The following is a 23,645-nucleotide window of genomic DNA, read 5'->3' as shown; positions in this document are numbered from 1 at the left end:
GTGCGGTCCGGAATCCCGGCCCGCACCAACCCCGGTGCGTTACTCCTTCGACTGCGCGGTGAGCGCAGTCAACTCCTCGCCCAGCCCCAGTTCGGCGACCTGCTCCAGCGTTGCCGGATCCAATAGCGCGATCACCGCGGCGAATTCGCTGGTCACCGCAGGTTCGGTGTGGTTGGCCAGGGCCAGCAGACCCCGCCACACCGCGGGATCGGTGGACCCGTCGACCGCGTCGGTGAGCGCGGCGAGGGTCTCGGGTTCGGCCACAATGGGATTGGCGGCCAGCCGATCCAGGGCCTCCGGGCTCAGCCCGGCGACGAAACGCAGCGTCTCCCGGACGGCTTCCGCGGCGAGGAAGGTGCGAACCAGATCGGCGATCTGCTCGGGCGAACCCTGATCGAACAGGATGTCGCCGATCGCCGGGATCACATCGTCGTCGCAGCGCGCGAATACCGACAGCGCGGCCAGCCGCAGCTCCTCGGACCCGGAAAGGATGGTGTCCACCAGTTTCGGGATGCGCTTGCCCTCACCGGACAGCAGGTGGCGCAGGATGACGCTGATGTTCTCCCCGGAGTACGCGAACGACGCCGACCGGATCATGCCCTCGTCGTCGTGCACATCGCGTTCGACCGCCTGCACCAATGCCGGTGTGGCATAGGCCAGGAACGGGCCCGCGGTGACGTAGTCCCGCAGGCGCAGCAGCTCGTTGATGATGGCCATGACCGGTCCCGGCGGAGCGATGTCGGCCAGCTGGCCCACGGCGTGCGGGTCCATGTAGGGCGCGGCCTGGGCGGCGTAACCGGGATCGAACAGGACGATGGCCTCGGCGGACTTCTTCGGGTGATCCACCCCGATGGCGCCGGCCGCGCGCCCGGCCATCACCGGCGGCACCAGGCGCTGCACCAGTGGGATCGAGATGCTGAACGGAATGATCGGCACCAGCAACGACAGCCTGGAGAAGATCGCGTTGTGTTCGGCGAACATCACCTTCGCCATGCGTTCTTGCAGTTCGTGCAAGTTGGCGGCGCCCAGCTTCTCGAGGTGGGTCAGCTTCTCCTCGGGCACGTGCAGCGTCCGCGACAGCAGGGTGATCTGCGCGCGGGTCACCAGATCGCTCATCGCCCCTACCCGAGCTTATTGCCGAACATGATCTTCTTGGCCGCGGTGCGCAACGGCCACGGCAGCGCGCCGACGGTCTTGTCGACGGCCTCCACCATGGCGAGGTTCTCGGTGCGCTGCGCCTGCTGGAAGACCGCCAGCAGATCGGCCGTCTCGGCCTCGTTCAGCAGGTCGAGCGCGGGCAGCGGCCCGCCCAGTTCCCGCTCCAGTTCGGCTCTGGCGCTCATTGATTCATCCCCATCCCCCGGAATGACTCGAATCACCCCGATCGTTCGTACCCCAATCTCTACCAAGATCGATGGCACTGCGCCAGACCTGCGGGGGAATCCGCGCACGCCAATTGAGGTCGACTGCATGCAGTTCGGTGGGATGCGGGTCCGCACGCGGTGTGGAATGCACCGTGCGAGACCCGGTCCGGGCGGACGCACGATGCCGACCACGCCCGGTTGTCCGGGTCTTTCGCGGGTGTTCACGTGATGTTGGCGTCGGAGGTGCCGAAGGGAACCCGGTACCCTGCACGATCGGCCTCGTGCGCATCGTTCAGCTGGCGAACTTCTACGGTCCGCGCTCGGGTGGGTTGCGAACCGCACTGCATCACCTCGGCGCGGGCTACGCCGCCGCCGGACACGAGGTGGTGCTGGTGGTGCCCGGCACCCGGCGCGCCGAGGAGGTGCTCGCCACCGGAGTCCTGCGAATCACCCTGCCCGCACCGGAGATTCCGTGGACCGGAGGCTACCGCGCGGCAGATCCGCGCCGCGTCGCCGACACCCTCACCGGATTGCGGCCCGACGTGCTGGAAGTGTCGGACCGGTTGACGCTGCGCGGGTTCGGCCGCTGGGCGCGCCGCCGCGATATCGCGGGCGTCATGATCTCCCACGAGCGCCTCGACCGTCTGCTGGGCCAGGTGCTGCCCGGCCCGCTGGCCCGCCGTGCCGCCGACGCCGCCAACCGGCGCACCGCGCAGACCTACGACGTCGTCGTCTGCACGACCGAGTTCGCCCGCGAGGAGTTCCAGCGCATCGACGCCGCCAATGTCGAACTGGTCCCGCTCGGCGTGGACCTGGACATGTTCCGGCCCGATCGCCACGATCACCGCCTGCGCACCGACCTCGGCGCGGACGGTTACCCGTTGCTGGTCCACTGCGGCCGTCTCTCGGTCGAGAAGCGCGTCGACCGCAGCATCGCCGCGGTCGGGGCACTGCGCCGCGGCGGCCTGGACGCGCGCCTGGTGGTGGCCGGCGACGGGCCGCGCCGCGAGGCCCTGGAACGCCGCGCCCGCATGATCCCGCCGCTGCCCGACGGCCGGCCCACCGTCCACTTCACCGGATTCATCGACGACCGAACCACGCTGGCGACCCTGCTGGCCACCGCGGACATCTCCCTGGCCCCGGGCCCGCACGAGACCTTCGGCCTGGCCGCGCTCGAGGCCCTCGCCGCGGGGACCCCGGTGGTGGCGAGCCGCTCCTCGGCGCTGGCCGACATCGTGACCGCCGAAGCGGGCGCGGTCGCCGCCGACCACCCGCGTGCCTTCGCCACCGCCGTCACCGACGTCCTGGCCCGTCCCCGCGCCGAGCGTCGCCGCGCAGCCCGCAGCCGCGCCGAGCAATTCACCTGGCCCGCGGCGGTTTCCGGAATGCTCGACCTGCTGGGTCCGAGCTGACCGTGTCCTCCGGCTAGCCGGCCCGGCGGACCGATCCGGGCCCGGCGTGATCCGTCAGCTCAGTGGACCGATCCGGACTGGCTGTCGGGCAGGTCGAGCGAGGCGAGGTGTCGGACCGATCAGTCGCGGGTCGGGTCCGGTTGCCACGGCAGGTACTCCCGTCCGTCGGCCGCGGCCGCGTTCTTCGACGAATTCAGCTGATACGGCGTGATTCCGCCGGGCTGCCACGGCCCCGCCGAGCCCGCCGCCACCGCCGACCCGTCCTTGGCGACCAGGCCGATCTCCTCGCGCACCACCAGAATCGGGCGATCGGCGAGGCTGAACCAGTCCAGGTCGAGGAAGTCATGGCTGCCGCGGGTGAGCGCGCCCCGGCGCATGGCGTCACCGAGCCGGGTGGCCATGCCCGAGGTGCTCAGGTGCCCGGCGTCGGCCTCGAACAGGCCCGCGCCCGCCCGCAGGTAGCCGGTCTCGAACAGCGAGATCACCATGGCCAGCAGGCTGAAGGCGCGCGGATCGTCATTGGCGCGGGCCATGAACGCGAACACCTCGATCTCGTTCTCGAGGGTGGTGCCGTACCCGGCGAGCACGTGCACCCAGTCGTGCTGGGCCAGCAGCGGCGGCGCGGACCCGGGCAGACCGGGGGTGACGAAGCCGCGGTCCCGGTAGAAATCGGCCACACCGCGCCCCAGGGTCCAGACCGGCAGCTCCCACAACTCGGCCCAGCGCCCCGCCAGGCCCGCGTCATCGGTGACCGCGCTCCACGAACTGTCCAGTCCGGCGGTGTGCAGGGCATCCAACCGCAGCGTGTCCGTATTGCCCAGGTACCCATTGCGGGTGAAATCGACCGCGGCCAGATCCACCGCGCCCTCGGCATAGCGCTGGGCCACCGCGATCATGTCGTCGTCGACGCCGAGCGCGTCGGCGTACTCCCGCAACTGGTTTCCGGTCGCCGCGGGCAGCGGCCGCACGACCAGCGCCGACAGCAGCATGGTCTGCACGATCCGCTCCCGGAAGACCCGATTGCGCCGCGCCATCCCCGCCGCGAACTCCGCCGCTCCGATCGGCGTCACCTCGGCCAACTCCACCGGATGCCCCGTCATCGACAGGAACAGCGCCGGAATCAGCAACTCCTGCAGGGGCGTGAGCCCTCGATCGCAGGTCGCCGCACTCACCACGCCCCGCGCCAGGAACCGCACCTCGGCGGCATCCGGCGGCGTGAGCAGCACCTCTTCCATCTCCCACAGCCTCCACAGCATCAGGGGACCGAACGGCCCGCGACCCATTGTCATCGCGAAAAACTGGGTTGTCATCGCGAAAAACCGCGCGTGCGTGCTCATTTCACTCTCGGCGTAGCTCTCGGCGGGAGCACCCGGCCGCACCCGGCCGATTCCTTTGGTCCACGCCCGAGGTCTATCCGAACAACCGGATGCTCCCAATGCGGGAGCCGTCGAGAACCTTGGAAGGCCCCAGCGATGACCACTCCCGGCACGATGCGCGCGCTGCGCCAGCACTCCCTGCACGGCCCGCAGGACATGTCCCTGATCACCGACGCGCCGGTACCGCGACCGGGGCCGGGCGAGGTGCTCATCCGTGTCGCGGCCGCCGGTATCAACTTCGCGGATCTGTCGAAATCGCACGGAACGTTCCGCGACGGTCCGGAGCCGCCCTACATCGCGGGCTTCGAAGCAGCCGGAGAGGTCGTCGCACTGGGCGATTCGGTTACCGGTCTCGCACCGGGCGCACAGATGGTCGGGGTCGGTGACGGCGCGTTCGCCGGCTACATGTTGCTGCCCGCTGCCGCGGCAATACCGGTCCCCGACGGCTGGACCTGCCGACAAGCACTCGGCCTCGCGGTGAACATGCCGACCGCGCTCGCCGCCCTGAAACTCGGCGGCCTCGCCGCCGGACAGACCGTGCTGATCCACGCCGCCGCGGGCGCGACCGGACAGGCCGCGACGATCCTGGCCAAGCATCACGGCGCGACGGTCATCGGCACGGCCTCACCGCGCAAGTACGACACCGTGCTCGGGTTGGGTGCGGATCACGTACTCGATTCGCACGCAACCGATCTGGCTGTCCAGGTGAGGCAGCTGACCGGAGACGCGGGTGTGGATCTGGTGCTGGAGTCCGCGGGCGGACCCATCTTCGAGCACAGCCTGGCCGCGGCCAAGCGGGTCACCGGCCGCGTGGTGGTCTTCGGCCTGGCGGGCGGGGAAGCGCCGCTCACCAACTGGGACTTGGTCTACAGGCATCAGATCCAGCTGATCGGACTCAATATCGGCATCCTGATCCACGCGGCCCCGCAGCTGTTCGGCGAAATCATGGGCGAACTGTTCGCGCTCATCGCCACCGGGGTGCTGGGACCGGGTGCGAGCACCGCCTACGACCTGGCCGACGGTCCTCAGGCGCTCGCCGACCTGGAAGCCCGGGCCACCGTCGGCAAGCTGGCCCTGCTCCCCCATCCGGATACCCTCTGACCAGGCGTTCGATTCCTTTGCCGCGCCCTCATGGTCGTTATGGGTGAGGTCCCCGCCGGCGGGACCCGACCCGTGTGAGGAGCAGCCCATGACCGATCGAACGGCGACACCCGCGAGCCCTACACTCACGACATGACGGCGCAGCTGCGGCAGGCGGCCGATCGGGACCGCTTCGCCGCCGACACCGAGCGGTTCCGCCGCGAGCTGCTGGCCCACTGCTACCGCCTGGTCGGGTCCGCGCATGACGCCGAGGACCTGGTGCAGGACACCTACCTGCGGGCCTGGCGCGCATACCCGTCCTTCGAGGGCCGCGCCTCGTTCCGCACCTGGCTCTACACCATCGCCACCAATGTCTGCCTGACCACCTTGCGGCAACGCAGGATCCGAGTCCTGCCCTCGGGACTGGACGGCCCGGCCTCCGGTCCCGAACACGGGTCGAATCCGGTTGCTCCGGGCGAGGTCTCGTGGCTGGAGCCGTTTCCCGACGAATGGATCGCCTCGGACGCCGACGATCCGGCAGCGGTCGTCGTGGCCCGGGAGTCGCTGCGGCTGGCCCTCATCGCGAGTGTGCAGCACCTGCCCGCCCGCCAACGCGCGATCCTGCTGCTGCGCGATGTGCTGGCGTTCTCCGCGGTGGAGACCGCCGACATCCTCGGCACCACGACCGCCGCGGTCAAGAGCGGTCTGCAACGGGCCCGTGCCCGCCTGCGCGAACTCGAACCCGAGCCGGCGGAACTGCTCGAACCCGGCGATCCGCGGTCCCGCGCGCTGCTCGACGGCTACATCGCGGCCTTCGAAAGCGCCGACGCGCACCTGTTCGAACAGGTCCTGCGCGCCGACGCCACCTTGGAGGCGACCCCGTTCCGTGACTGGCAGGCGGGGCTGGCGAACTGTGTTCGAATGCTCGACTCGCAGGTCCTGAACGCGCCCGGCGAGTGGCGGCTCGCCGCCACCACCGCCAACGGCCAACCCGCCGCGCTGCTCTACCGACGCGATCCGGAGGGAACTCTCCGGGCGGGCGGGGTGGTCGTGCTGTCACCCACCGCTTCCGGCGTCTCCCGCGTGGTCGCGTTCCACGACCCGACGCTGGTAGCGCTGTTCGGCTGCGCGGACCGTCTCCCCGATTGACCGCACGGCGCTATTCCGCGAGCGCCGCCTCCAGCAGCGGCCACGAATCATGCAGATCCTGCTGCCAATACGGCCAGGAATGCGTGCCGCGCGGGTGGAAGACGAAGGTCGCCGGAATATCGATCTCGGCGAGCCGCCGCTGGAACGACTCGGTGCACCCGCGCACCAGAAACTCCAGCACCGCACCGAAAGTCACCGCCTGCGGCATCAGCGGGTCGGTCAGCGATTCCGGCCCCGGCGTCCCGCTACCGGTCGACACGTACACCGCTTTACCGCGCAACGCGGCAGCGTTGGTGAGCGGATCGTGGGCGGCCCAGTCGGGGTCGCTGTCGGGCCCCCACATGTTCTCCGGATTGCCGCCGACCCAGCTCACCGAATTCCGGATGGCGAGTTTGGCATTGGTGCTCATGGTGTCCAGGCAGCCGCTGAACGCCGCGAATCCGCGATACAGCGCCGGATAACGGGTGGTGAGCGCCGCCGCCGAGAGCGCGCCCATCGACAGCCCCGCGATCGCGTTGCTCCCGCTGCCGTGGAACCGTTGATCGATCAATGGCGGCAGTTCCTCGGTCAGGAACGTCTCCCACATCTGCACCCCGCCGAGTACGGGATCGGGCCGCTCCCAATCGGAGTAGAAACTCCCTTTACCGCCCACCGGCAGCACCACATTGACCCGTTTGTCGGCGAAGAACGACACGATATCGGTCTTCTGCGTCCAATTCGTCTCCATCGCACCGGAATCGACACCGTCGAGCAGGTAATACGAGGGTCGCGGCTGATCATCGGCGGGATGCAGCACGTCCACGGTCACCGCGCGGTCCATGGCCGCGGAGTACACCGAGATCCTGGTGCGCGAGGGACCGGCGTCGGTGGCGCTCAGAATGGTCGATTCCCAGGCCGGTTCGGCGTGGGCCGCACCGATGCCGGAGATCAGAATTGCGACGAGGGTGATGACCGCGGCCGCGGCGGCACGAAAATCGGCATTCATCGATGTCCATTCATCAGGTGCGGCATTGAATCGGAAACGATGGGAGCGCCCGGGGCGGGCTACTCGAATGCTAAGTGAAACGTAGGTGATCCAGCGGTAGCGACGCCGCGCCGATCTCGCCGGCTGTCGGACGGAGCACGAATCACCGCTCCCCTGCATCGTTTCTCAATGGCCCGGCCCGGTGCATCCCTGCGGCACCAGCTCTCCGGTGAGCAACTGGTCGACCCAATCCGTGGTCAACGGAATCGAGAGCGCGCCCGCGACGAAGTGCTCACCGGGAAACGGTTGCAACCGAACCCGCGCGCCGCGCCCGCACCAGTCGTCGAAAAGCTCCTTCGCTCCCGCGTAGGGCACGAAGATCTCGTTGACGCCGTGGAACAGGTAGACCGGCGCGGCAGGCGCTATTCCGCCGGGCCGGTTCTCATTCAGAATCTGTTGCACCATGGGCAGTTTCAGCGGATCCGGGACCACGGTCAGGTCCTCGACCCGCAGCGGCGCGATGATCCCGAGCACGGTCTCCTGCGAAATGCAGATGTCGCGGAACAGGTGGGCGACCCGCCAGCCGTTGTCGTTCAGAAGGCTCAGCAGTTCGGGGTATTCCCGGGCCAGCCCGAGCGCGGCCGCCAGCATCACCCCCGTACCCCAGTTGCCGTTCATGACCGGCATCAGCATGTCGTAATCCGCGGGTGCGCCGCCGATGATGGTGCCCGCCAATCGAATCTCGGGCGCGTAGCTCGACGCGAGCTGCGCGGCCCAGCTGGTCGCGATGGAGCCGCCGGAGTAGCCCGTCATCACCACCGGCGTGTTCGGGGTGAGCTCGAGCGACGTCGAGTGGGTCACCGCGCGAATGGAATCGAGCACCGCGTGCCCACCCATCAGCCCGGCCGCATACGCCTGCTTCGGCCCCTGATGATCGGGAACAACCACGGCGAAATGCTTGGCCAGCAGCAGCGAGATGGCGATGACGTCGGCGGACGCGCCCTTCTTCAGCTCCGTCGACGGCGCGCACGAATACCCCATCGACGAGATCGGAATGTTGTAGGAGACCAGTGGTCTGGGCCCTGGCCCGGGCCAGGCGGTGTGCGGCATCAGCAGGGTCGTGGTGATGGCGACCGGACGATCGTGGGAGTCGGTGGACCGCACGAGCAGCTCGTAGGCGTCGGCGGCGAACATGCCTCCGGTCGGGCGCGCGCTCAGCACGGTGCCCGGCGACGTGTTCTCGAAGCCGGGCTGGGGCGTGAAGAACGGGTCGGTCGGCGGCGTCGGCAGGACGCTCGCGAGCTCATGGCTCGGGCTGATCAGCTCCGAGAAGGGATCGGCGTGCGCCTGTAACGGCAGCAGGGTCGCAACCAGCGCTACCAGTGTCAGAATCCGTCTCGACCGGCGAGTAGCCACGGCCAGAAATCCTCACACGGAAATGGCCCGGACCACCGGATTTGGCTCGGTGCGGCGGGTCCCGCGTGGGTCGGAATCCCGGAACCGCACCGCGACCGGCGGGTTCTGGCACTCCGACCCCATGAAGTGGTCAATCGTCCTGGTGGCGGTGGATCCGCGCCTTCGCCCCCGCACCCGGCGGCGTGCCGGCCCTCGGCTCGATCCCCGCCGCCGACGTCCGAGACCCCGCGGCCTGGTCGACCACGGACAGCACTCACGCGACCACGGTCCCGGTCCACTCCGAAACCCCGTACGGCGCACGGGCGGAACTGATTTCGGCCGGCACGGGCGACCGCACCGTTGTCCTCGGGTGGGCTGTCGGTGGCGCGCACAGCAATCCGCGCATGAGGGTCTGGAGCGGCGACGCCCACGGCCTTGGCCGAACACGGGCAGGCCTTCGAGATGTTCGGCGGCCCGCACGTCATCGCCGTCAGCGCCGCGGCCGCGCTCAGAGGCACCGACGTGCTGGTGGGCGGCTCGGAGGGCCCGACCGGCCGGTCCGGTATCGCCTAGTTGGATCTGGGTCGACGGCGCGAACTGCAGCGTCACGCTGGCGATCCCACTGTGTGACCCAGTTGTAGGTCTTCTCGAATTGCGCTGACTGGCAACAGTTCTCACACCCCGCACCCGTCGATGAGGCGCGTATGACCACCCTGCCGGCGGGCCTGCTGGTGGCCGGAACCGACGCCGAACACGCCAGGCTATGGCTGCGCACCCCGATGAAAACGCCGCCGACCTGGGCGAATAATTGCCGACCTGGGCGAATAATTAAGGGTTCAAATATGTTTCATTGTCGGCGGGCCGCTCAGAATACTCGTAAGTCCGGTTGACAGAACATTGGCGTAACTTTTGAATTGCGACACTCTGAACTTCTTGCCGACCAGCGGAGTTCGTGGCACCGTATACGACGGTTTGACTCAGTTCAACTCACAACGAGGAGTTTGGAAATGAGGAACAACCTTTCTTACGATGCGCCGCTCGGGAACGCTTTCGACTTTCTGCAGGTTCAGACCGAAAATTCCGCCGTACACGGTGCGAAAAATTCGCGGAACCGATCTCTGCATATCGTTCTGGTCGCTCCCCCGTATTTCGACATTCCGCCGGTCGGCTACGGCGGCATCGAGGCGGTCGTAGCGAGCCTGGCCGACGAGCTGGTCGATCAGGGCCACCGCGTCACCCTGCTCGGCGCGGGCCGGGCCGGGACGAAGGCGGACTTCGTCCGGGTCTGGGACGACGTCCAGACCAAGCGCTTGGGTGAGCCGTACCCGGAGATCGTCAACGCCATGAAGGCCTGGCAGATCATCGAGTCGCTGCACGCGTCGGACCCGATCGACATCATCCACGACCACACCTTCGCCGGTCCGGGGAACGCGCCCGCGTACAAGATGCTCGGCATCCCCACCGTCGTCACCGTGCACGGCCCGGTCGACGCCCAGATGGACGAGTACTACCGATCCCTGGACCGCTGCGTGAAGCTGGTGGCGATCAGCGACCGGCAACGTGAGCTGGCGCCGGACCTGAACTGGATCGGCCGCGTGCACAATGCGATTCGCCCCTCGGAGTGGCCGTTCCGCACCGAGAAGCTCGACTACGCGCTGTTCCTGGGCCGCTATGCCCCCTACAAGGGTCCGCACCTGGCGCTCGAGGCGGCGCACGCCGCGGGTGTGCGGCTGGTGCTGGCGGGCAAGTTGAACGAGCCGCCCGAGCACGAGTTCTTCGACGAGTACATCACGCCGCGGCTCACCGAGTCCGACGATGTCTTCGGCGAGGCGGACGCCGCCGCGAAACGCCAGCTGCTGGCCGGGGCGCGCTGCCTTTTGTTCCCGATTCGGTGGGAAGAACCCTTCGGGATTGTCATGATCGAAGCCATGGTCTGTGGCACCCCGGTGATCGCACTGCGCGGCGGCGCGGTGGAAGAGGTCGTCGAACACGGCGTGACCGGATTCGTTCTCGACGATCCGGACGAACTGCCCGGCGCGATCGCGCGCGCCCACGAGATCGATCCGTACGCCTGCCGGGAACGGGTCGAAAGACTGTTCTCCACCGGGCTGTTCGCGCAAGGCTACGAAGCGGCCTACCGCAAGGCGATCGAACTGGCGAAGTCCCGCACGATCGCCGGCTCGGTCCGGGTGCGGCTGCCCGGTGACTCGCGGATCCTCAGCACCCAGGTGCCGGGTGGTCGCGGGTGAGTGTTTTCAATGCCGGTCCGCCGGTGCTCATCGAGGGTGGCGCGGGCGTCGTCACCCTCGTCGAGGCCGGCACCTTCAGCCTGTCCGACCAGCTCGGCGATATCCACCCGGGCACCGCGCACGGCTTGTACTACCGGGACACCCGCATCCTCACCCGCTGGGAGCTGCGCGTGGACGGTCTTCCACCGGAACAGCTTTCGGTGGTCGTGCGCGAGCCGTTCCGGGCCCGATTCGTGGCGCGCAAACCGCCACCGCACGGTGTGGCCGATGCGACGGTGCTGATCCAGCGCCGTCGCATCGTCGGCGAGGGCATGCAGGAGATCATCAGCGTGCTCAACCTCGGTGACGAGGACACCGCGCTGACGATCGTCCTCGACGCCGAGGCCGATTTCGCCGACCTGTTCGCGGTCAAGGAGGGCCGCGTCGGCGGTGGCGGCGGTGAAACCACGGCCACCGACCACGCCCTGCGCATCACCGACCGCGGTCAGCAGGGCCGCGGGGTGGTCATCACCGCCACCGAGGAGCCCGAGATCCAATCCGGGTCGATGACCTGGCGGATCCTGATCCCCGCGCACAGCAACTGGCAGACGGTGGTGCGCTGCCAGCCCATCGACGACCATCGGGCCGTCCCGATGAACTTCGACGACGGCGACGAGGACGGTCCCGAAGACAAGATCCGCCGCTGGCGCGCCAGCACCACCACGCTCACCGCCAGCGGCGCGGGCCTCAACACCATCCTGCAGCGCACCGAGACCGACCTGGGCGCGCTGCGCCTGGACGACCCCGCCGACGGCACCTCCTACGTGGCCGCCGGCGCGCCCTGGTTCATGGCGCTGTTCGGCCGCGACAGCCTGCTCACCTCCTGGATGGCGCTGCTGCTGGATTCGGACCTGGCCGTGGGCACGCTGCGCCAGCTGGCGAAACTGCAAGGCACCGAGACCAATCCGATCACCGAGGAGGAACCCGGCCGCATCATGCACGAGCGGCGGCACGGGCCCGGCAGTGATCGGGTGCTCGGCGGCACCGTCTACTACGGCACCGCCGACGCCAGCCCGCTGTTCGTGATGCTGCTGGCCGAATGCCATCGCTGGGGCGTCGGCGACGCGGCCGTGCGCGAACTGATCCCGGCCGCCGACGCGGCGCTGGGGTGGATCGACACCGACGCCGACCTCGACGGCGACGGTTTCGTCGAGTACCGGCGCAAGACCGACCGCGGTCTGGCCAACCAGGGGTGGAAGGACAGCTGGGACGCCATCAGCTTCGCCGACGGCCGTCTCGCCGACCCGCCCATCGCGCTGTGCGAGGTGCAGGGCTACGTCTACGCCGCCCGCATCGGCCGCGCGGAACTGGCCGACGAGACCGGCGACCACCCCCTCGCCGAACGACTGCGCGCCCAGGCCGCCGACCTGAAAGCCCGGTTCGACGAAGCCTTCTGGATGCCGAAGAGCGGCTGCTACGCGATGGCCCTCGACGGCGCGAAGCAGCCGGTCGACGTCGGATCCAGCAACCCCGGCCACTGCCTGTGGACCGGCATCGTGCCCGACGAGCGCGCCGCCGAACTGATCGAGCGGCTCGGCGCGGCCGACCTGAACAGCGGATTCGGTTTGCGCACTTTGTCTTCCACCGCGCGCCGGTTCAACCCCATGGGCTACCACACCGGTTCGGTGTGGCCGCACGACACGGCCATCGCGGTGGCCGGTCTCATGCGCTACGGCCACATCCCCGGCGCCCTCGAACTGAGCGTGAAACTGGCGAGCGGGCTGCTCGAGGCCATCCAGGAGTTCGGCGCCCGCCCGCCGGAGCTGTTCTGCGGCTTCGCGCGCGACGAATTCCGTTCCCCGGTGCCCTATCCCACCTCGTGCTCGCCGCAGGCGTGGGCGAGCGCGGCGCCGCTGCTGCTCATGCGATCGTTCCTGGGCCTCGCGCCCGACGTCCCGAACCGCAACCTGACCATCGCGCCCCGCCTGCCCGACCGCGCGGGCACGATCCGGCTGACGGATCTGCGGCTGGGACCGGCCACGATCACCATCGAGGCCTGCGGCATGGACGCGCGGGTCGAGGGCCTGCCGCCGGACTGGCAGCTGAACCGGAAGTAGCACCGGCGAATAGCAGAAGGCGGTCCCGGCTCTGAGCCGGGACCGCCTTCTCGTGCTGTGTCCGGAGGGGGACTTGAACCCCCACGCCCTAATACGGGCACTAGCACCTCAAGCTAGCGCGTCTGCCATTCCGCCACCCGGACCGGTGGTGCTCAGCAAGGTTATCGGATCGGGCCGCGCGGACCAAATCGGTCGATGTAGTGCGTGTTTGCCGAGCGAGCGGAGGCGGTGGGAGTGGTTGCCGCCGGGCCGGATGCCGGCCCGGCAGGCCACCCCCCGATCTCAAGCCTTCAGCGCCTCCAGCAGCGCGGCGCGCTGCCGGGAGCCCAGGCCGCCGATGCGGCGGTCGGCGGGGATCTCGGCCTCGTCCATGAGCTTGGCCGCCTTGACGGGGCCGATACCCGGCAGCGCCTTGATGACCGCCGCCACCTTCGTCTTCTTGACCAAGTCTTCCGCGTCGGCGCGCTTGAGCACCTCGGCGAGACTGACTGACCCCTTCTTGACCTGCGCGATGAGTTCCGAGCGGGCCTTACGAACCGCCGCGGCCTTCGCCAGCGCCTCGGAGCGTTGTTCGGGGGTCATGGTGGGCAGAGCCATATGTCCTTACCTTTCACTCGTTCGCTGGTATTTCGCCGACGATTCAACAGGACAGTGGGCCCTCCGCAAGTACGACACACCGCGTGGACGTGGCCGACACGTCGACCGACCGGCGAAATTTGGACACGGGAGGCCCGTCTCGAGCCTCCCACGACACCGGTCGACTGACCAGAAGTTTGCTGGCAGACGTAGCTGGCAAATACCCGACCCCGCGCCGGGCATCGGTACTACGGTGGGCGCGAACATCACCGGGCACCGGCGAAGGGCGGGGCAGATGCAGGGGTCGTATCCGTACGCCGAACCGCCCACGACCGTGCCGTCGCTGGCCGATCGATACGCCAGCGCGGACCCCGTGACCTGGAACGGAGCGCAGGTCTACCCCCTGCACTCGGAGACTCTCGGGGACTCCCCCGCCACCGTCCGGCTGACCCTGCGCACGGCCGTCGCGCGGGCGGGAGTGCGCAGCCTCGGGATCGGGCTGGCGGTGGACCGGGGGAATGTGTTGCTGGGCGGCCGTCAGATCAGGGGGGTTGACGTCTGGAGTGACGCGATGGACGGCGGGATCGACCTCGAGGTGTGCCCCACCGACACCGACGCCGCGATCACCGTGACCCCCGTCTGGGTCGACGACAGCGGTGCGACCGTCTCCTGGGTCGGCAATTACGGGATGCTCATCACCCGCGAACCAGCCATGACCGTCCTGCACTGCTCGACCGGCGTCGGACCGCCCGATTTCGGAGAACTCGTCGTCGAGCTCGCCACTACCAGGAGGCCGCCGCGCCCCGACCTGCCCGCCGAGGCCGGCCGCTACCAGAACGCGCTCTACGAGCTGGGTGTCGGGATGCAGAGCCGCGGCGACGAGGAGCAGGCCTGCCAGCTATGGGCGCAGGCAGCCGAATTCGGGCATGTGGGCGCGGCCTACGACCTGGGTGTGGTCCGCTACCGCCGCGGCGACTACCCCGAGGCCGAACAGTGGTGGCGCTTGGCCGCCACCCACGGTGACTCGCGCGCGATGGCAGGCCTGGCCGAGTTGCTCAGTCGCCGCCGCGGCCCCGGTGAGGCGCAGGCCTGGCGCACGGCCGGCGCCACCGACTACCGCTGAGAAACCTCGGCGCGTGCTGTGACGCAATTCACGCGACCCGGAGTTGAATCTCCGGGTCCGCCCCCGATTGCGGGGCGGTCGCGCCCATCTACAGTGGCGGTCGATCGCGCGGCCGCCTCGGCCCCGCGCCCGACCCACGAGGAACGCATGATGAACACCGCGCGATGGACGGCCGTGGCGGCCGCCGCACTGGCCGTAACCCTGCTCTCGGGTTGCTCGGATGTCGAGAAGGCGCTCAACCAGGGCGGCGACACCAAGTGCAGCGACTACCTGATCCAGAACGCCGACACCCAGCGCATCACCATCACCAAGTTCATCAAGCAGCAGGGCAGCACCCAGAACGAACCCTCCGGCACCCAGGTCGACCTCTCCATGGCGGCAGTCCAGAGCCTCTGCCAAATCCAGGCCAACAAGGACACCCCCATCAAGAACGCCAACCTCCTCGGCATCCTCCACTAGCCCCAATCCCTCCCCCGCGCACCCCATTTCGCCTGGCCCAGCCCCGATTTCCGTTTCCGCCAACCCCTCCGCTAATCTTGTCCCGCACCACCGAGTCCGGGTGGCGGAATGGCAGACGCGCTAGCTTGAGGTGCTAGTGCCCGTATTAGGGCGTGGGGGTTCAAGTCCCCCTCCGGACACCACGAACACCCGAATGCTGTGCACCACACAGCATTCGGGTGTTTCTTGTTTCAGCCGTCGCGCTTGCCGGAAGTCGGGTCGCGGGCAGGGCGGTGGCGATCCGTCGCCGGGATCGCTTGCCGGCCAGGAGAAGTCAGCAGTTCGATGTTGGCACCCGGGCGTTACGCCTCGATCGGGGCATACCAGTCGGCGTTCTCGAGTAGCACCCTCGTGCCCAGGTCGCGGTCCCATTCCGGCTCGATGCCGTGGCGCCGGAAGATCGGAAACACCACGTCGTCGAGCAGCCGGGTCACATCGGCCGTGTAGAGGTCTGCCTTCGCGTCGTCGCTGAGCGCGTCGTAGGCGGCCTCGTCGAAGTCCTCGGGCGGGAACGCGCCGTAGCCGATGTACGTCGCGCCGTCCTCGAGGAGACGGCTGGTGTCCTGCTGATGGAAGTAGACGTAGCCGTTCCAGTGCCGGCTGTCGTCGCGTTCGTCCCAGATCTCGCCGGACGCGCAGGTGCCGCAGCAGGAGAAGTCCGCTCGCGCGACCACACCGTTGGCATTGAGCTCCTCGAACGCGGCGATCGTGCGAGAGGTGTACGCGCCGATCTCCGCCTGCTGGAGCAGCCGCGCGGCACGCAGCGCGGCGAAAGCGGCCTCGAGCTGCTCGTCGGTGAGGTCGTAGTCCTCGCCGTAGCTGTCCACGAAATCGTCGGCGTCACCTCGGCCGGTGATCAGCCGATCCCAGATCTGCCGGGCCAGCTCTGCGCGATCGGCCTCATCGAGCGGCAGGTCGGGCAGTGTGGCGTAGGGCGGCAACGTGTTCGGGTTCGACAACGCGCTCACAGCGTAACCTCCAGGCAACGAGCGAAACCGTGCGAATCACCCGCGCTGGCGATGCTAGCTTCCGTCGATCCATATCACCCATGGGCGTCGGACTGTCCGGTGCCGGCATCGCCTGCGAACTGTGCACTGCGCCCGCCCGGTGAAGCCGCTTGCACGGTCGAGGATTTCGACCAGCCCTTTCACTCCCGCACCGCCACGAAGGTCTGGACACAACGCCCTCCGCATAGGTTATGGTTAGCCTAACCTGACCTGAAGGAGATCTGCTCATGATTCGCAAGTTCGTCGTCGCCTCGATGCTGTCCGCCAGCTTGTTGGCGCCGGCCGTCGCCGTGGTCGCGACCGCTCCGGCCGCCGTGGCCGCTCCGGCCACGCCGTCCGCGGGTGAGCTGCAGGGCAAGCTGCAGGCGGCGCTGAACGGGTCGGCCGCCGAGCTGGAGTCCGGCGACGCGAGCCAGATCGGCAACGTGAATCAGGTGATTCAGCGGATTCCGGGGTACAGCTGGGACGTGTCGGGGCCGATCTCGGTCGACGGTGACGTCCTGTCCGCCACGCTGAACAGCCGGCTGGGATCCTATTCCTTCCCGTTCTCGGTGACCTGGAAGAACGTCGGCGGTACCTGGAAGCTGTCGCGCGAGAGCGAGGAAATGCTCGCGAGCTACGCGAACATGGCCTGGTGATGGCGCACAGCCTCTACTGAGGAAAGGCAAGAACCGGTACGCGCGTGGTCGCGTTCGGGTTTCAGACCTGGGGACGGCGAACATTGCGGGCGCTCATCGATTCTCGCCATGCCGTCGTCCTCTCGGTCACCCCATCCGGCCGGCGAATCGTCGGACAAGGCAGTCGGTTGACGCCTCATACCCGAGCGCGCATGCGGTGCCGCCCTCCGGTCGCGGCCCCGGTGTCGCGCATGACGGGCAACTCGATCGTGTGTTCGTCGAGCGCGCGATGCAGTCGCGCGAGAAATTCGTCCAAACTGCCATACCGGCACCGGATCTCGCTCAGCAGGTTCATGGTCACGTCCATCACCGGGCTCACTTCCCACCAGTGCCAGTTCGCGCCGACCTGCGCATCCTGGCAATCTGAACCGACAAGCGGCATGGTAATCAGTCAGCAAACCGATAGGCCCAGTTTGCCTATGACAAATTGCGCCATTCTCATCCTCAGCTAACACCCTGCGGGGACAAAGTCGAGGTAGTCCAGCGTCGAGAAGCCACCGGCGGCAGTGGCCCGAAACCTCGCGCTCACCGCTTCTCCACGAGTGATGCCGACGTCGCGGCCGCGCGGAAAGCCGCTGCGGCGCAGCGGCTTTCTCGGTCGGGGCGGCGGTCAGGCGGGTGGGGTGGTGGTGTTGCGGGCGAGGTCGGAGAGTTCGGCGAGGAAGTCCTCGGTGGGGACCGGTTTGCCTTCCTTGCCGATGGGTGAGGGGTCGAGGGGGACGAGGAGGTCGTCGGTCGGTGAGTGGAGCCAGAGGGGACGTCGGCGGGCGGCTCGGGCAGATGCAACGGCATGACGGACTCCTCAGCAGTGGACGGCATCCGGTCCCACGGTGGAAAGGGTCTTTGGTCCCGAATCGCACACGCCAACCCGTGAAATTGGTTGGCTTGCCACGGAACTCGCGATCGAGAACGGGGCGGTCTCGTCGCTTCCGGGCGCCTGATCGCGGACGCCGGGAAATTAGGCAAGCGTACGGTCGAAGCCGACGTCGGCGCAGGATTTGTCCAGCCGGTAAGAAATCGCTGACCTGGGGTACCAGAATTCGGTAGTTGACGTCTCCGTTTACCGAAATTCGAGTACAGCACTACTCGATACTTGGCGATTGTCCGGCGCGACACTCGATGGGTGTTTACAGGATCAGCGGCGAAGAACATCGTCATCTGTCTCGACGGGACGGGCAATCAACTGCGGGCCACCGGCAGCACCAATGTCGTCCGCCTTTTCGAGATGCTCGATCTGAGCGATTCCACCGAACAGATCGCGTTCTACGATCCGGGCGTCGGCACCTTCAGCGCCCGCGGCGCGTGGTCGCCGCCGGCGCGCTGGGTGTCGCGCGTGCTGGGGCTGGCCGTGGGCAGCGGTCTGCGCTCGAATCTCGCAGAGGCCTATACCTATCTGATCGAACACTGGCGGCCGGGCGACCGGGTGTTCGTCTTCGGTTTCAGCCGCGGCGCCTACACCGCGCGGGCCCTGGCGGGGCTGCTGCACGAGCCCGGGCTGCTGCGGCCGGGCAGCGAGAATCTCGTCCAATATGTCGTGAGCGCGTACACCCGCAAGACGACGGATTGGCCGGAACTGCGCCGCTATGCCCGCGCGTTCTGTTCGAAGACCCCGGAGGGCGAATTCTCGATTCCCATCGAGTATCTGGGGGTGTGGGACACGGTGAAGGCGGCCGGGTTGTTCCGCTGGGATCTGAAATGGCCGTTCACCCGTCAGATACCGAATGTCGAACGCGTCCGGCACGCCGTTTCCATCGACGAGAAGCGCCGCCCGTACGAGCAATACCTGGTCGTCCCGAAGGGCGCGCGGCCCGTCCTCACGGAGGCGTGGTTCGCCGGTGTCCATTCCGATGTCGGCGGCACCTTCGAGGACGATCCGCGCCTGGCCGAAGTCGCGCTGAAGTGGATAGCCGACGGCGCGATCGAGGCGGGCCTGAACGTGAAGCCCAAGGCCTACCGCGACGTCTGCGCCCTGACCGAGAACCACGCGAGCGGCCGGGTGCACCGCATGGGCTGGATCTGGGCACTGCTCACCTACCGGCACCGCCGCATCCCCGCGGATGCCCTGCTGCACGCGAGCGTGCGGACCCGGTGCGAGACGGATACGAACTACGGCAAGCGAATCCCGCGAGCGGTCCGGTGGGAGGACGAGCAATGGACGAAACCACACCTGTAGTCGCCTACAGCATGGGCGGCATCTGCCCGCCCGCCCGCCGCCGACTGCGGACGTTCGCCTTCGACCCCATGTCGACGCGCCTGACCGGACGCTTCCTCACCCTGGACATCCCGTTCGAGAAGTTCAAGGGCCCCGGCCCGGACGGCGGACTCGTGCAGGTCGTCGACTACGACGCCAGCCGCGAGAAGTGGTACGCCCCGATCGACCTCGACGACCCGTATCTGCTGGCGCAGGACGGAATTCGCCCGACCGAGAGCGATCCCCGCGCCCATCAGCAGGTCGTCTACGCCGTCGCGATGAGCGTCCTGGAACGCTTCGAGCGTTTCATGGGCCGCCGTTTCCGCTGGCATCGTGAGCAGGTCCTGCGCCTGGTTCCGCACGCCTTCGAGGGCCAGAACGCCTACTTCGATCCGAAGCGCCGCGCGGTCCTGTTCGGCTACTACCGGGCCGACGCCGAGAACCCGGGCGCGAATCTGCCCAGCCAGATCATCTTCACCTGCCTGTCGAGCGATATCGTCGCCCACGAGGTGACCCATGCGATCGTGCACCGAATCCGCCGCCTCTACAGCGAATCCACGCACCGGGACGTCTTCGCCTGGCACGAGGCCGTCGCCGATCTGATGGCGTTGTTCCAGCATTTCACCCACCGCGACGTCGTGGTCGACGCCATCACGAAGACCTCGGGCGAGCTCGGCAAGAGCGGCGGACTCCTGGATCTGGCACGCGAATTCGGCGAATCCACCGGCCGTGGCGCGGCCCTGCGCTCGGCGATCCGCAGCCCGGACCGCACCCCCAATCAGTTTCTGGCCGCGCAAGAGCCGCACGAACTGGGCGCGTGCTTCGTGGCCGCGGTCTTCGACGCCTACCTCGACTCCTATCAGAGCGCCATCGCGGACCTGCTGCGTATCGCGACCGGCGGGACCGGCGTGCTGCCGCCCGGCCACCTGCACCCGGATCTGGTGTCCCGCATCGCCGACGAGGCGGTCAAGACCGCGGACCGCTTGCTCGGAATGGTGGTGCGCGCCTTCGACTATCTGCCGGTGGTGGATGTCCGCTTCGGTGATGTGGTGCGCGCGATCGTCACCGCCGACCGCGGCCTCTACCCCGAGGACCGCCGGCATCTGCGCGCCACCCTGGTCGAGGCGCTGCGCCGGCGGGGCATCTGGCCGACCAGCGTCGCCTCGCTGACCGATGAGGCGCTGGTCTGGCATCAGCCCGACACCGGCCTGAACCTCAGCCGCGGCAAGCACGCGGTGGACCTGTCCAAGGTCATCCTGTCGGCCTCCCGTGACCTCGACCCGGGCGGCGCCGCGGGCGAATTGCGCACGCCTCCGGCCCCCGACGGCAATGGCAGTCCCCGCGTCCTGGAGCTCCCGACGACGAGTTCGGTCTTCCGTGAGGTCGCCATCGGCATCACCGCCTGGGCCCGCGTGAACGCCCTGCAACTGGGGCTCGATCCGAAGCTGCCGATCGGCTGCGACGGCATCCACGTGTCCTACCGGCAGGCGGGCGACCGGCTGCCACGCCCCGAACTGGCCATCCAGCTGCTGCAACGCCGCACCGACCTCGAGGACCCGAAACAGTACAAGCCGCCGGCGATCCGCGCGGGCACCGCCCTGGTCGTCCGGGCGGACGGCAGCGTCGAATACATCATCGCGAAGCCACTACCACTCAGCGATCCGACCGTGGCCACCGATGACAACGCCAGAGAGTTCCATGAAGCCGGGAAGCAACGGCTCGCCGAAATGACCCAATGGTTCGAGTCCCTGGAGGCCGCGGACCCGTTGAGCGCGTTCACGGCCGAGCACGCGATCCACCGTCTCGGCTTCGCCACGATCCATTCCGATACCGGGGAGTAGGTGCGAGATGGCCACCCGGACAATGATTTCGGTCCGCATGTACAACGTCGGCTTCGGCGACGCGTTCACGGTGACCGTCCGCCGCGGCGACGAGACCTGGCGGATGCTGGTCGACTGCGGCGTCCACAGTCAGGGCCGGGCCCGCCCGATCCGCGAGTCGGTGCGCGCCATCATCGCCGATCTCACCGAGGCCGCGCCCGATCACCGGCCGCACCTCGATGTCGTGGTCGCCACCCACCACCACGCCGACCACATCGCCGGATTCGCCTGCGAGGAATGGGAACAGGTGCTGGTGGACGAGGTGTGGGTGCCGTTCGTCGAGGACCCCGACGACGCGGACGCGCGCCGCATTCGTGGCGGTCAGGCCGAGGCCGCCAACGGCCTGCTGGCGCTGAGCGAGCGGCGCGTCGCCGAACTCGACGGCCGCCTGCCCGCCGGTGTCGAACAGGCCCGGATGTTCGCGCTCAACGCGCAGGGCAATGCCGCCGCGACCGATCGTCTGCTGGGTCGCAATCAGCGCGGGTTCGCCGCCCCGCACCGGGTTCGGTTCCTGCCCAGCCGGGCCGAGGCCGAGAACCGGATCGCGGTGGACCGTGTCGGCGTGGTCGCCCACATTCTCGGGCCGTCCCGCGACATCAAATTCCTCAAGCGCATGGATCCGCCCGCCCAGCAGTCGTGGCCGCTGGTCCGCGCGGGCGCGGGCGCCGACTCCGCCGGGCGGCTCACGCCGCTGTTCCACGCGCGGTACATCACCTCCGGTCAGCTGCCGGGCCGGCTTCCGGAGGCGAAAACGGATCTGGCGCTGGAGAATCTGGTGCACGATGACGACCGATTGCTGCGCGCCGCGGCGATTCTGGAGAACGCCGTGAACAACACCAGTGTCTTCTTCGTCCTCGATGTGTCCGGAACGCGGCTGCTGTTCCCCGGGGACGCGCAGCAGGGCGCGTGGGAGTACGTGTTCTCCGACGCCCGCAATGTCGACCTGCTGACCGACCTGGCGCTGTACAAGGTCGGCCATCACGGATCGCACAATGCCACTCCTCGCCGATTCGTCGAAAAGGACTGGCAGACATCGGGATACGCGATGGTCCCGTTCGGGCCGGTGCGGCGATGGGTGAAGACCATACCCAAGAAGTCGCTGGTCGAGTCGCTCGAACAGCACCATCACACGGTGGTCCGCGCGGACCAGCCGCCCGAGGCCGTACCCGGTCACCTGGCCGTGCACGGCGACCTCTGGACCGAGGTCACCCTCACCGCAACGAATCACCATCAGGAGTGAAAGACATGTCCACCGGAGACGCCATCATCGTGTGCACGCCGCGCAGCCTGCCCGGCGACACCCTGTTCGCGGCCGCCAAGACGGCCGTGGAGATCAATCCCGCGAACCGCCCGTACCTGCGTCCGGTCACCGGATTGGTCGCCCCGGGCACGGTGAACAAGGCGTTCATCTCCGCCCTGACCACCAAGTACTGGCGCAGCGGCGGCGTCCACCTCGCCGTCCGGTTCCTCGACACCAACGACGCCGACCTCAAGAAGCGCATCGTCAGTCACATGAACGCGTGGTCGCCGGGCGCGAACATCAAGTTCTCCGAAAGCCGCAGCAAGGACGCGGAAGTGCGGATCGCGCGCACCCCCGGCGACGGCTACTGGTCGTATCTGGGCACCGATATCCTGCACATCGCCGCCGACCAGCCGACCATGAACCTGGACTCCTTCTCGATGGACACTCCCGAGAGCGAGTACAAGCGGGTCGTGCGCCATGAGACCGGCCACACCCTGGGCTTCCCGCACGAGCACATGCGCCGCGAGGTCGTCGAGAACATCGACCCCAAGAAGGCGATCCGGTACTTCCAGGAGACCGACGGCTGGAGCCCGGACACCACCCGCGCCCAGGTGCTGACGCCGCTCGAGGACGTCAGCCTCATCGCCACGCCGACCGACACCGTGTCGATCATGTGCTACCAGCTGCCGGGCTCGATCATGCGCGACGGCAAGCCCGTCCCCGGCGGGCTGGACATCGACGCCCAGGACCGCAAGTTCGCTCAGACGCTCTACCCGGCGACCCTGGTGGGCACACCCCACCCGGCCGCGAAGGCCACCGCGCACGCCCGGTGACCGCTTCGATACGAGGGGACGGCCGAAGCCGTTGCATCGCAACGGCTTCGGCCGATCGAAGTCGGTGACTAACGGCGCGTCACGCACCCGTGCGCTCGATCAGCGTCCGCAGTGCGGCGATATCGCGATCGAGATTGCGTCGCAGCATGCGGGCCAGTAGCGCGCCGAACGGTCGCTGCATGCCGTGCGGAGTGACCCGCAGTTCCAAGCGAATCCGGGATCGGTCGGTGCCGATCGGGGTCACGGCGCGCGTGCCCTCGGCATCGGCGCCCGAGGTGGTGCGCCAGGTCATACGGGTGCCGGGGTCGACCGTGAGGACTTCGCCGCCATTGCGCCAGGTGCGTCCGGCGAATCGGAGTTCCTCGGTGGTGCGGGTGCCGGGTGAGGCGAGGCCGGGCGGGTTCGCGGCCATGGCGACGACGCCGGTGCGCCAGGCGGTGTCGTTGGCGTAGTCGGCCAGGATCGCCCAGACTTTCGAGGCCGGGCAATCGACGGTGGTCTCGGTGGACAAGTCGAAGGTGGTCACCGGTTC

General features: G+C 68.3%; 22 protein-coding genes and 2 tRNA genes. 14 read left to right on the top strand and 10 right to left on the bottom strand.

Annotation, left to right across the window (positions count from 1 at the left end):
* Positions 1 to 39 precede the first annotated feature (39 nt).
* Positions 40 to 1,116 (bottom strand): hypothetical protein, encoded by a 1,077-nt coding sequence (locus ACFRAQ_RS15685; protein WP_379099727.1) that lies wholly within the window; start codon positions 1,114 to 1,116, stop codon positions 40 to 42.
* 5 nt (positions 1,117 to 1,121) lie between these two features.
* A complete protein-coding gene (locus tag ACFRAQ_RS15680) occupies positions 1,122 to 1,343 on the bottom strand; it encodes a hypothetical protein (protein WP_379099724.1) in 222 nt (73 codons plus the stop codon).
* Positions 1,344 to 1,645: 302 nt separating this feature from the next.
* On the opposite strand from ACFRAQ_RS15680, the gene ACFRAQ_RS15675 reads away from it, so the two are divergent.
* The gene (locus ACFRAQ_RS15675) at positions 1,646 to 2,776 is read left to right on the top strand and encodes a glycosyltransferase (protein ID WP_379099722.1); all 1,131 of its coding nucleotides are present in this window, start codon (positions 1,646 to 1,648) and stop codon (positions 2,774 to 2,776) included.
* Between the two features lie 119 nt (positions 2,777 to 2,895).
* On the opposite strand, the gene ACFRAQ_RS15670 is transcribed toward ACFRAQ_RS15675, so the two are convergent.
* Positions 2,896 to 4,065, bottom strand: a complete 1,170-nt coding sequence (locus ACFRAQ_RS15670; protein WP_379099719.1) for a hypothetical protein — start codon at positions 4,063 to 4,065, stop codon at positions 2,896 to 2,898.
* Between the two features lie 183 nt (positions 4,066 to 4,248).
* On the opposite strand from ACFRAQ_RS15670, the gene ACFRAQ_RS15665 reads away from it, so the two are divergent.
* Positions 4,249 to 5,253, top strand: a complete 1,005-nt coding sequence (locus ACFRAQ_RS15665; protein ID WP_379099717.1) for a zinc-binding dehydrogenase — start codon at positions 4,249 to 4,251, stop codon at positions 5,251 to 5,253.
* Positions 5,254 to 5,385: 132 nt separating this feature from the next.
* The gene (locus ACFRAQ_RS15660; RefSeq protein WP_379099715.1) at positions 5,386 to 6,381 is read left to right on the top strand and encodes an RNA polymerase subunit sigma-70; all 996 of its coding nucleotides are present in this window, start codon (positions 5,386 to 5,388) and stop codon (positions 6,379 to 6,381) included.
* 10 nt (positions 6,382 to 6,391) lie between these two features.
* Here ACFRAQ_RS15660 and ACFRAQ_RS15655 read toward each other — a convergent pair whose 3' ends face one another.
* Positions 6,392 to 7,366, bottom strand: a complete 975-nt coding sequence (locus ACFRAQ_RS15655) for an alpha/beta hydrolase (protein WP_379099712.1) — start codon at positions 7,364 to 7,366, stop codon at positions 6,392 to 6,394.
* 165 nt (positions 7,367 to 7,531) lie between these two features.
* Positions 7,532 to 8,761 carry a lipase family protein gene (locus ACFRAQ_RS15650; protein ID WP_379099710.1) on the bottom strand — a complete coding sequence of 410 codons (1,230 nt, stop codon included), beginning with the start codon at positions 8,759 to 8,761 and terminating at the stop codon, positions 7,532 to 7,534.
* Between the two features lie 414 nt (positions 8,762 to 9,175).
* Here ACFRAQ_RS15650 and ACFRAQ_RS15645 point away from each other — a divergent pair, with 414 nt between their 5' ends.
* The 3 genes from ACFRAQ_RS15645 (at position 9,176) to ACFRAQ_RS15635 (ending at position 13,085) form a co-directional block, all read left to right on the top strand.
* Positions 9,176 to 9,313, top strand: coding sequence for a hypothetical protein (locus ACFRAQ_RS15645; RefSeq protein WP_379099708.1), 138 nt, complete (start codon positions 9,176 to 9,178; stop codon positions 9,311 to 9,313).
* A 434-nt stretch (positions 9,314 to 9,747) separates the two neighbouring features.
* Positions 9,748 to 10,989 (top strand): glycosyltransferase family 4 protein, encoded by a 1,242-nt coding sequence (locus tag ACFRAQ_RS15640; protein WP_379099706.1) that lies wholly within the window; start codon positions 9,748 to 9,750, stop codon positions 10,987 to 10,989.
* On the top strand, positions 10,986 to 13,085 hold the full coding sequence (locus tag ACFRAQ_RS15635) for a glycogen debranching N-terminal domain-containing protein (RefSeq protein WP_379099703.1): 2,100 nt from the start codon (positions 10,986 to 10,988) through the stop codon (positions 13,083 to 13,085). The genes ACFRAQ_RS15640 and ACFRAQ_RS15635 overlap by 4 nt, the downstream gene beginning before the upstream one ends.
* A 58-nt stretch (positions 13,086 to 13,143) precedes the next feature.
* Here the strand turns inward: ACFRAQ_RS15635 and ACFRAQ_RS15630 are convergent.
* A tRNA-Leu gene (locus ACFRAQ_RS15630) sits at positions 13,144 to 13,228 on the bottom strand.
* A 139-nt stretch (positions 13,229 to 13,367) separates the two neighbouring features.
* A complete protein-coding gene (gene mihF, locus ACFRAQ_RS15625; RefSeq protein WP_357081650.1) occupies positions 13,368 to 13,682 on the bottom strand; it encodes an integration host factor, actinobacterial type in 315 nt (104 codons plus the stop codon).
* Between the two features lie 274 nt (positions 13,683 to 13,956).
* Here mihF and ACFRAQ_RS15620 point away from each other — a divergent pair, with 274 nt between their 5' ends.
* From ACFRAQ_RS15620 to ACFRAQ_RS15610, 3 genes are all read left to right on the top strand, one after another.
* Positions 13,957 to 14,784: a tetratricopeptide repeat protein gene (locus ACFRAQ_RS15620; protein ID WP_379099700.1), complete on the top strand. Its 828-nt coding sequence runs from the start codon at positions 13,957 to 13,959 to the stop codon at positions 14,782 to 14,784.
* Positions 14,785 to 14,934: 150 nt separating this feature from the next.
* Positions 14,935 to 15,243 (top strand): hypothetical protein, encoded by a 309-nt coding sequence (locus tag ACFRAQ_RS15615; RefSeq protein WP_379099697.1) that lies wholly within the window; start codon positions 14,935 to 14,937, stop codon positions 15,241 to 15,243.
* A gap of 94 nt (positions 15,244 to 15,337) precedes the next feature.
* Positions 15,338 to 15,425 (top strand) — tRNA-Leu (locus tag ACFRAQ_RS15610).
* 159 nt (positions 15,426 to 15,584) lie between these two features.
* On the opposite strand, the gene ACFRAQ_RS15605 is transcribed toward ACFRAQ_RS15610, so the two are convergent.
* Positions 15,585 to 16,250 (bottom strand): DUF6891 domain-containing protein, encoded by a 666-nt coding sequence (locus ACFRAQ_RS15605; RefSeq protein ID WP_379099694.1) that lies wholly within the window; start codon positions 16,248 to 16,250, stop codon positions 15,585 to 15,587.
* A gap of 266 nt (positions 16,251 to 16,516) precedes the next feature.
* Here ACFRAQ_RS15605 and ACFRAQ_RS15600 point away from each other — a divergent pair, with 266 nt between their 5' ends.
* The gene (locus ACFRAQ_RS15600; protein WP_379099691.1) at positions 16,517 to 16,927 is read left to right on the top strand and encodes a hypothetical protein; all 411 of its coding nucleotides are present in this window, start codon (positions 16,517 to 16,519) and stop codon (positions 16,925 to 16,927) included.
* A 175-nt stretch (positions 16,928 to 17,102) separates the two neighbouring features.
* On the opposite strand, the gene ACFRAQ_RS15595 is transcribed toward ACFRAQ_RS15600, so the two are convergent.
* Positions 17,103 to 17,348 (bottom strand): hypothetical protein, encoded by a 246-nt coding sequence (locus tag ACFRAQ_RS15595; protein ID WP_379099688.1) that lies wholly within the window; start codon positions 17,346 to 17,348, stop codon positions 17,103 to 17,105.
* A 741-nt stretch (positions 17,349 to 18,089) separates the two neighbouring features.
* Between ACFRAQ_RS15595 and ACFRAQ_RS15590 the strand changes: the two genes are divergently transcribed.
* From ACFRAQ_RS15590 to ACFRAQ_RS15575, 4 genes are read left to right on the top strand one after another with little or no spacing between them, the layout of a single operon-like run.
* Positions 18,090 to 19,139, top strand: a complete 1,050-nt coding sequence (locus ACFRAQ_RS15590; protein ID WP_379099685.1) for a DUF2235 domain-containing protein — start codon at positions 18,090 to 18,092, stop codon at positions 19,137 to 19,139.
* Entirely contained in the window at positions 19,118 to 20,998 is a 1,881-nt protein-coding gene (locus ACFRAQ_RS15585; protein ID WP_379099682.1) for a hypothetical protein, read from the top strand. Before ACFRAQ_RS15590 ends, ACFRAQ_RS15585 begins: the two co-directional genes overlap by 22 nt.
* Before the next feature lie 7 nt (positions 20,999 to 21,005).
* Positions 21,006 to 22,277 carry a hypothetical protein gene (locus ACFRAQ_RS15580; protein WP_379099680.1) on the top strand — a complete coding sequence of 424 codons (1,272 nt, stop codon included), beginning with the start codon at positions 21,006 to 21,008 and terminating at the stop codon, positions 22,275 to 22,277.
* A gap of 5 nt (positions 22,278 to 22,282) precedes the next feature.
* Complete coding sequence (locus ACFRAQ_RS15575) at positions 22,283 to 23,113, top strand: M12 family metallopeptidase (protein WP_379099677.1); 831 nt, start codon at positions 22,283 to 22,285, stop codon at positions 23,111 to 23,113.
* A 79-nt stretch (positions 23,114 to 23,192) separates the two neighbouring features.
* Here ACFRAQ_RS15575 and ACFRAQ_RS15570 read toward each other — a convergent pair whose 3' ends face one another.
* Positions 23,193 to 23,639, bottom strand: a complete 447-nt coding sequence (locus ACFRAQ_RS15570; RefSeq protein ID WP_379099674.1) for an SRPBCC family protein — start codon at positions 23,637 to 23,639, stop codon at positions 23,193 to 23,195.
* Positions 23,640 to 23,645 lie beyond the last annotated feature (6 nt).

It is taken from the genome of Nocardia sp. NPDC056611 (assembly GCF_042792755.1).
Classification (GTDB): Bacteria; Actinomycetota; Actinomycetes; order Mycobacteriales; family Mycobacteriaceae; genus Nocardia.
The sequence above is the reverse complement of the archived record's forward strand: the minus strand, read 5'-3'. Positions and strand labels throughout refer to the sequence as shown.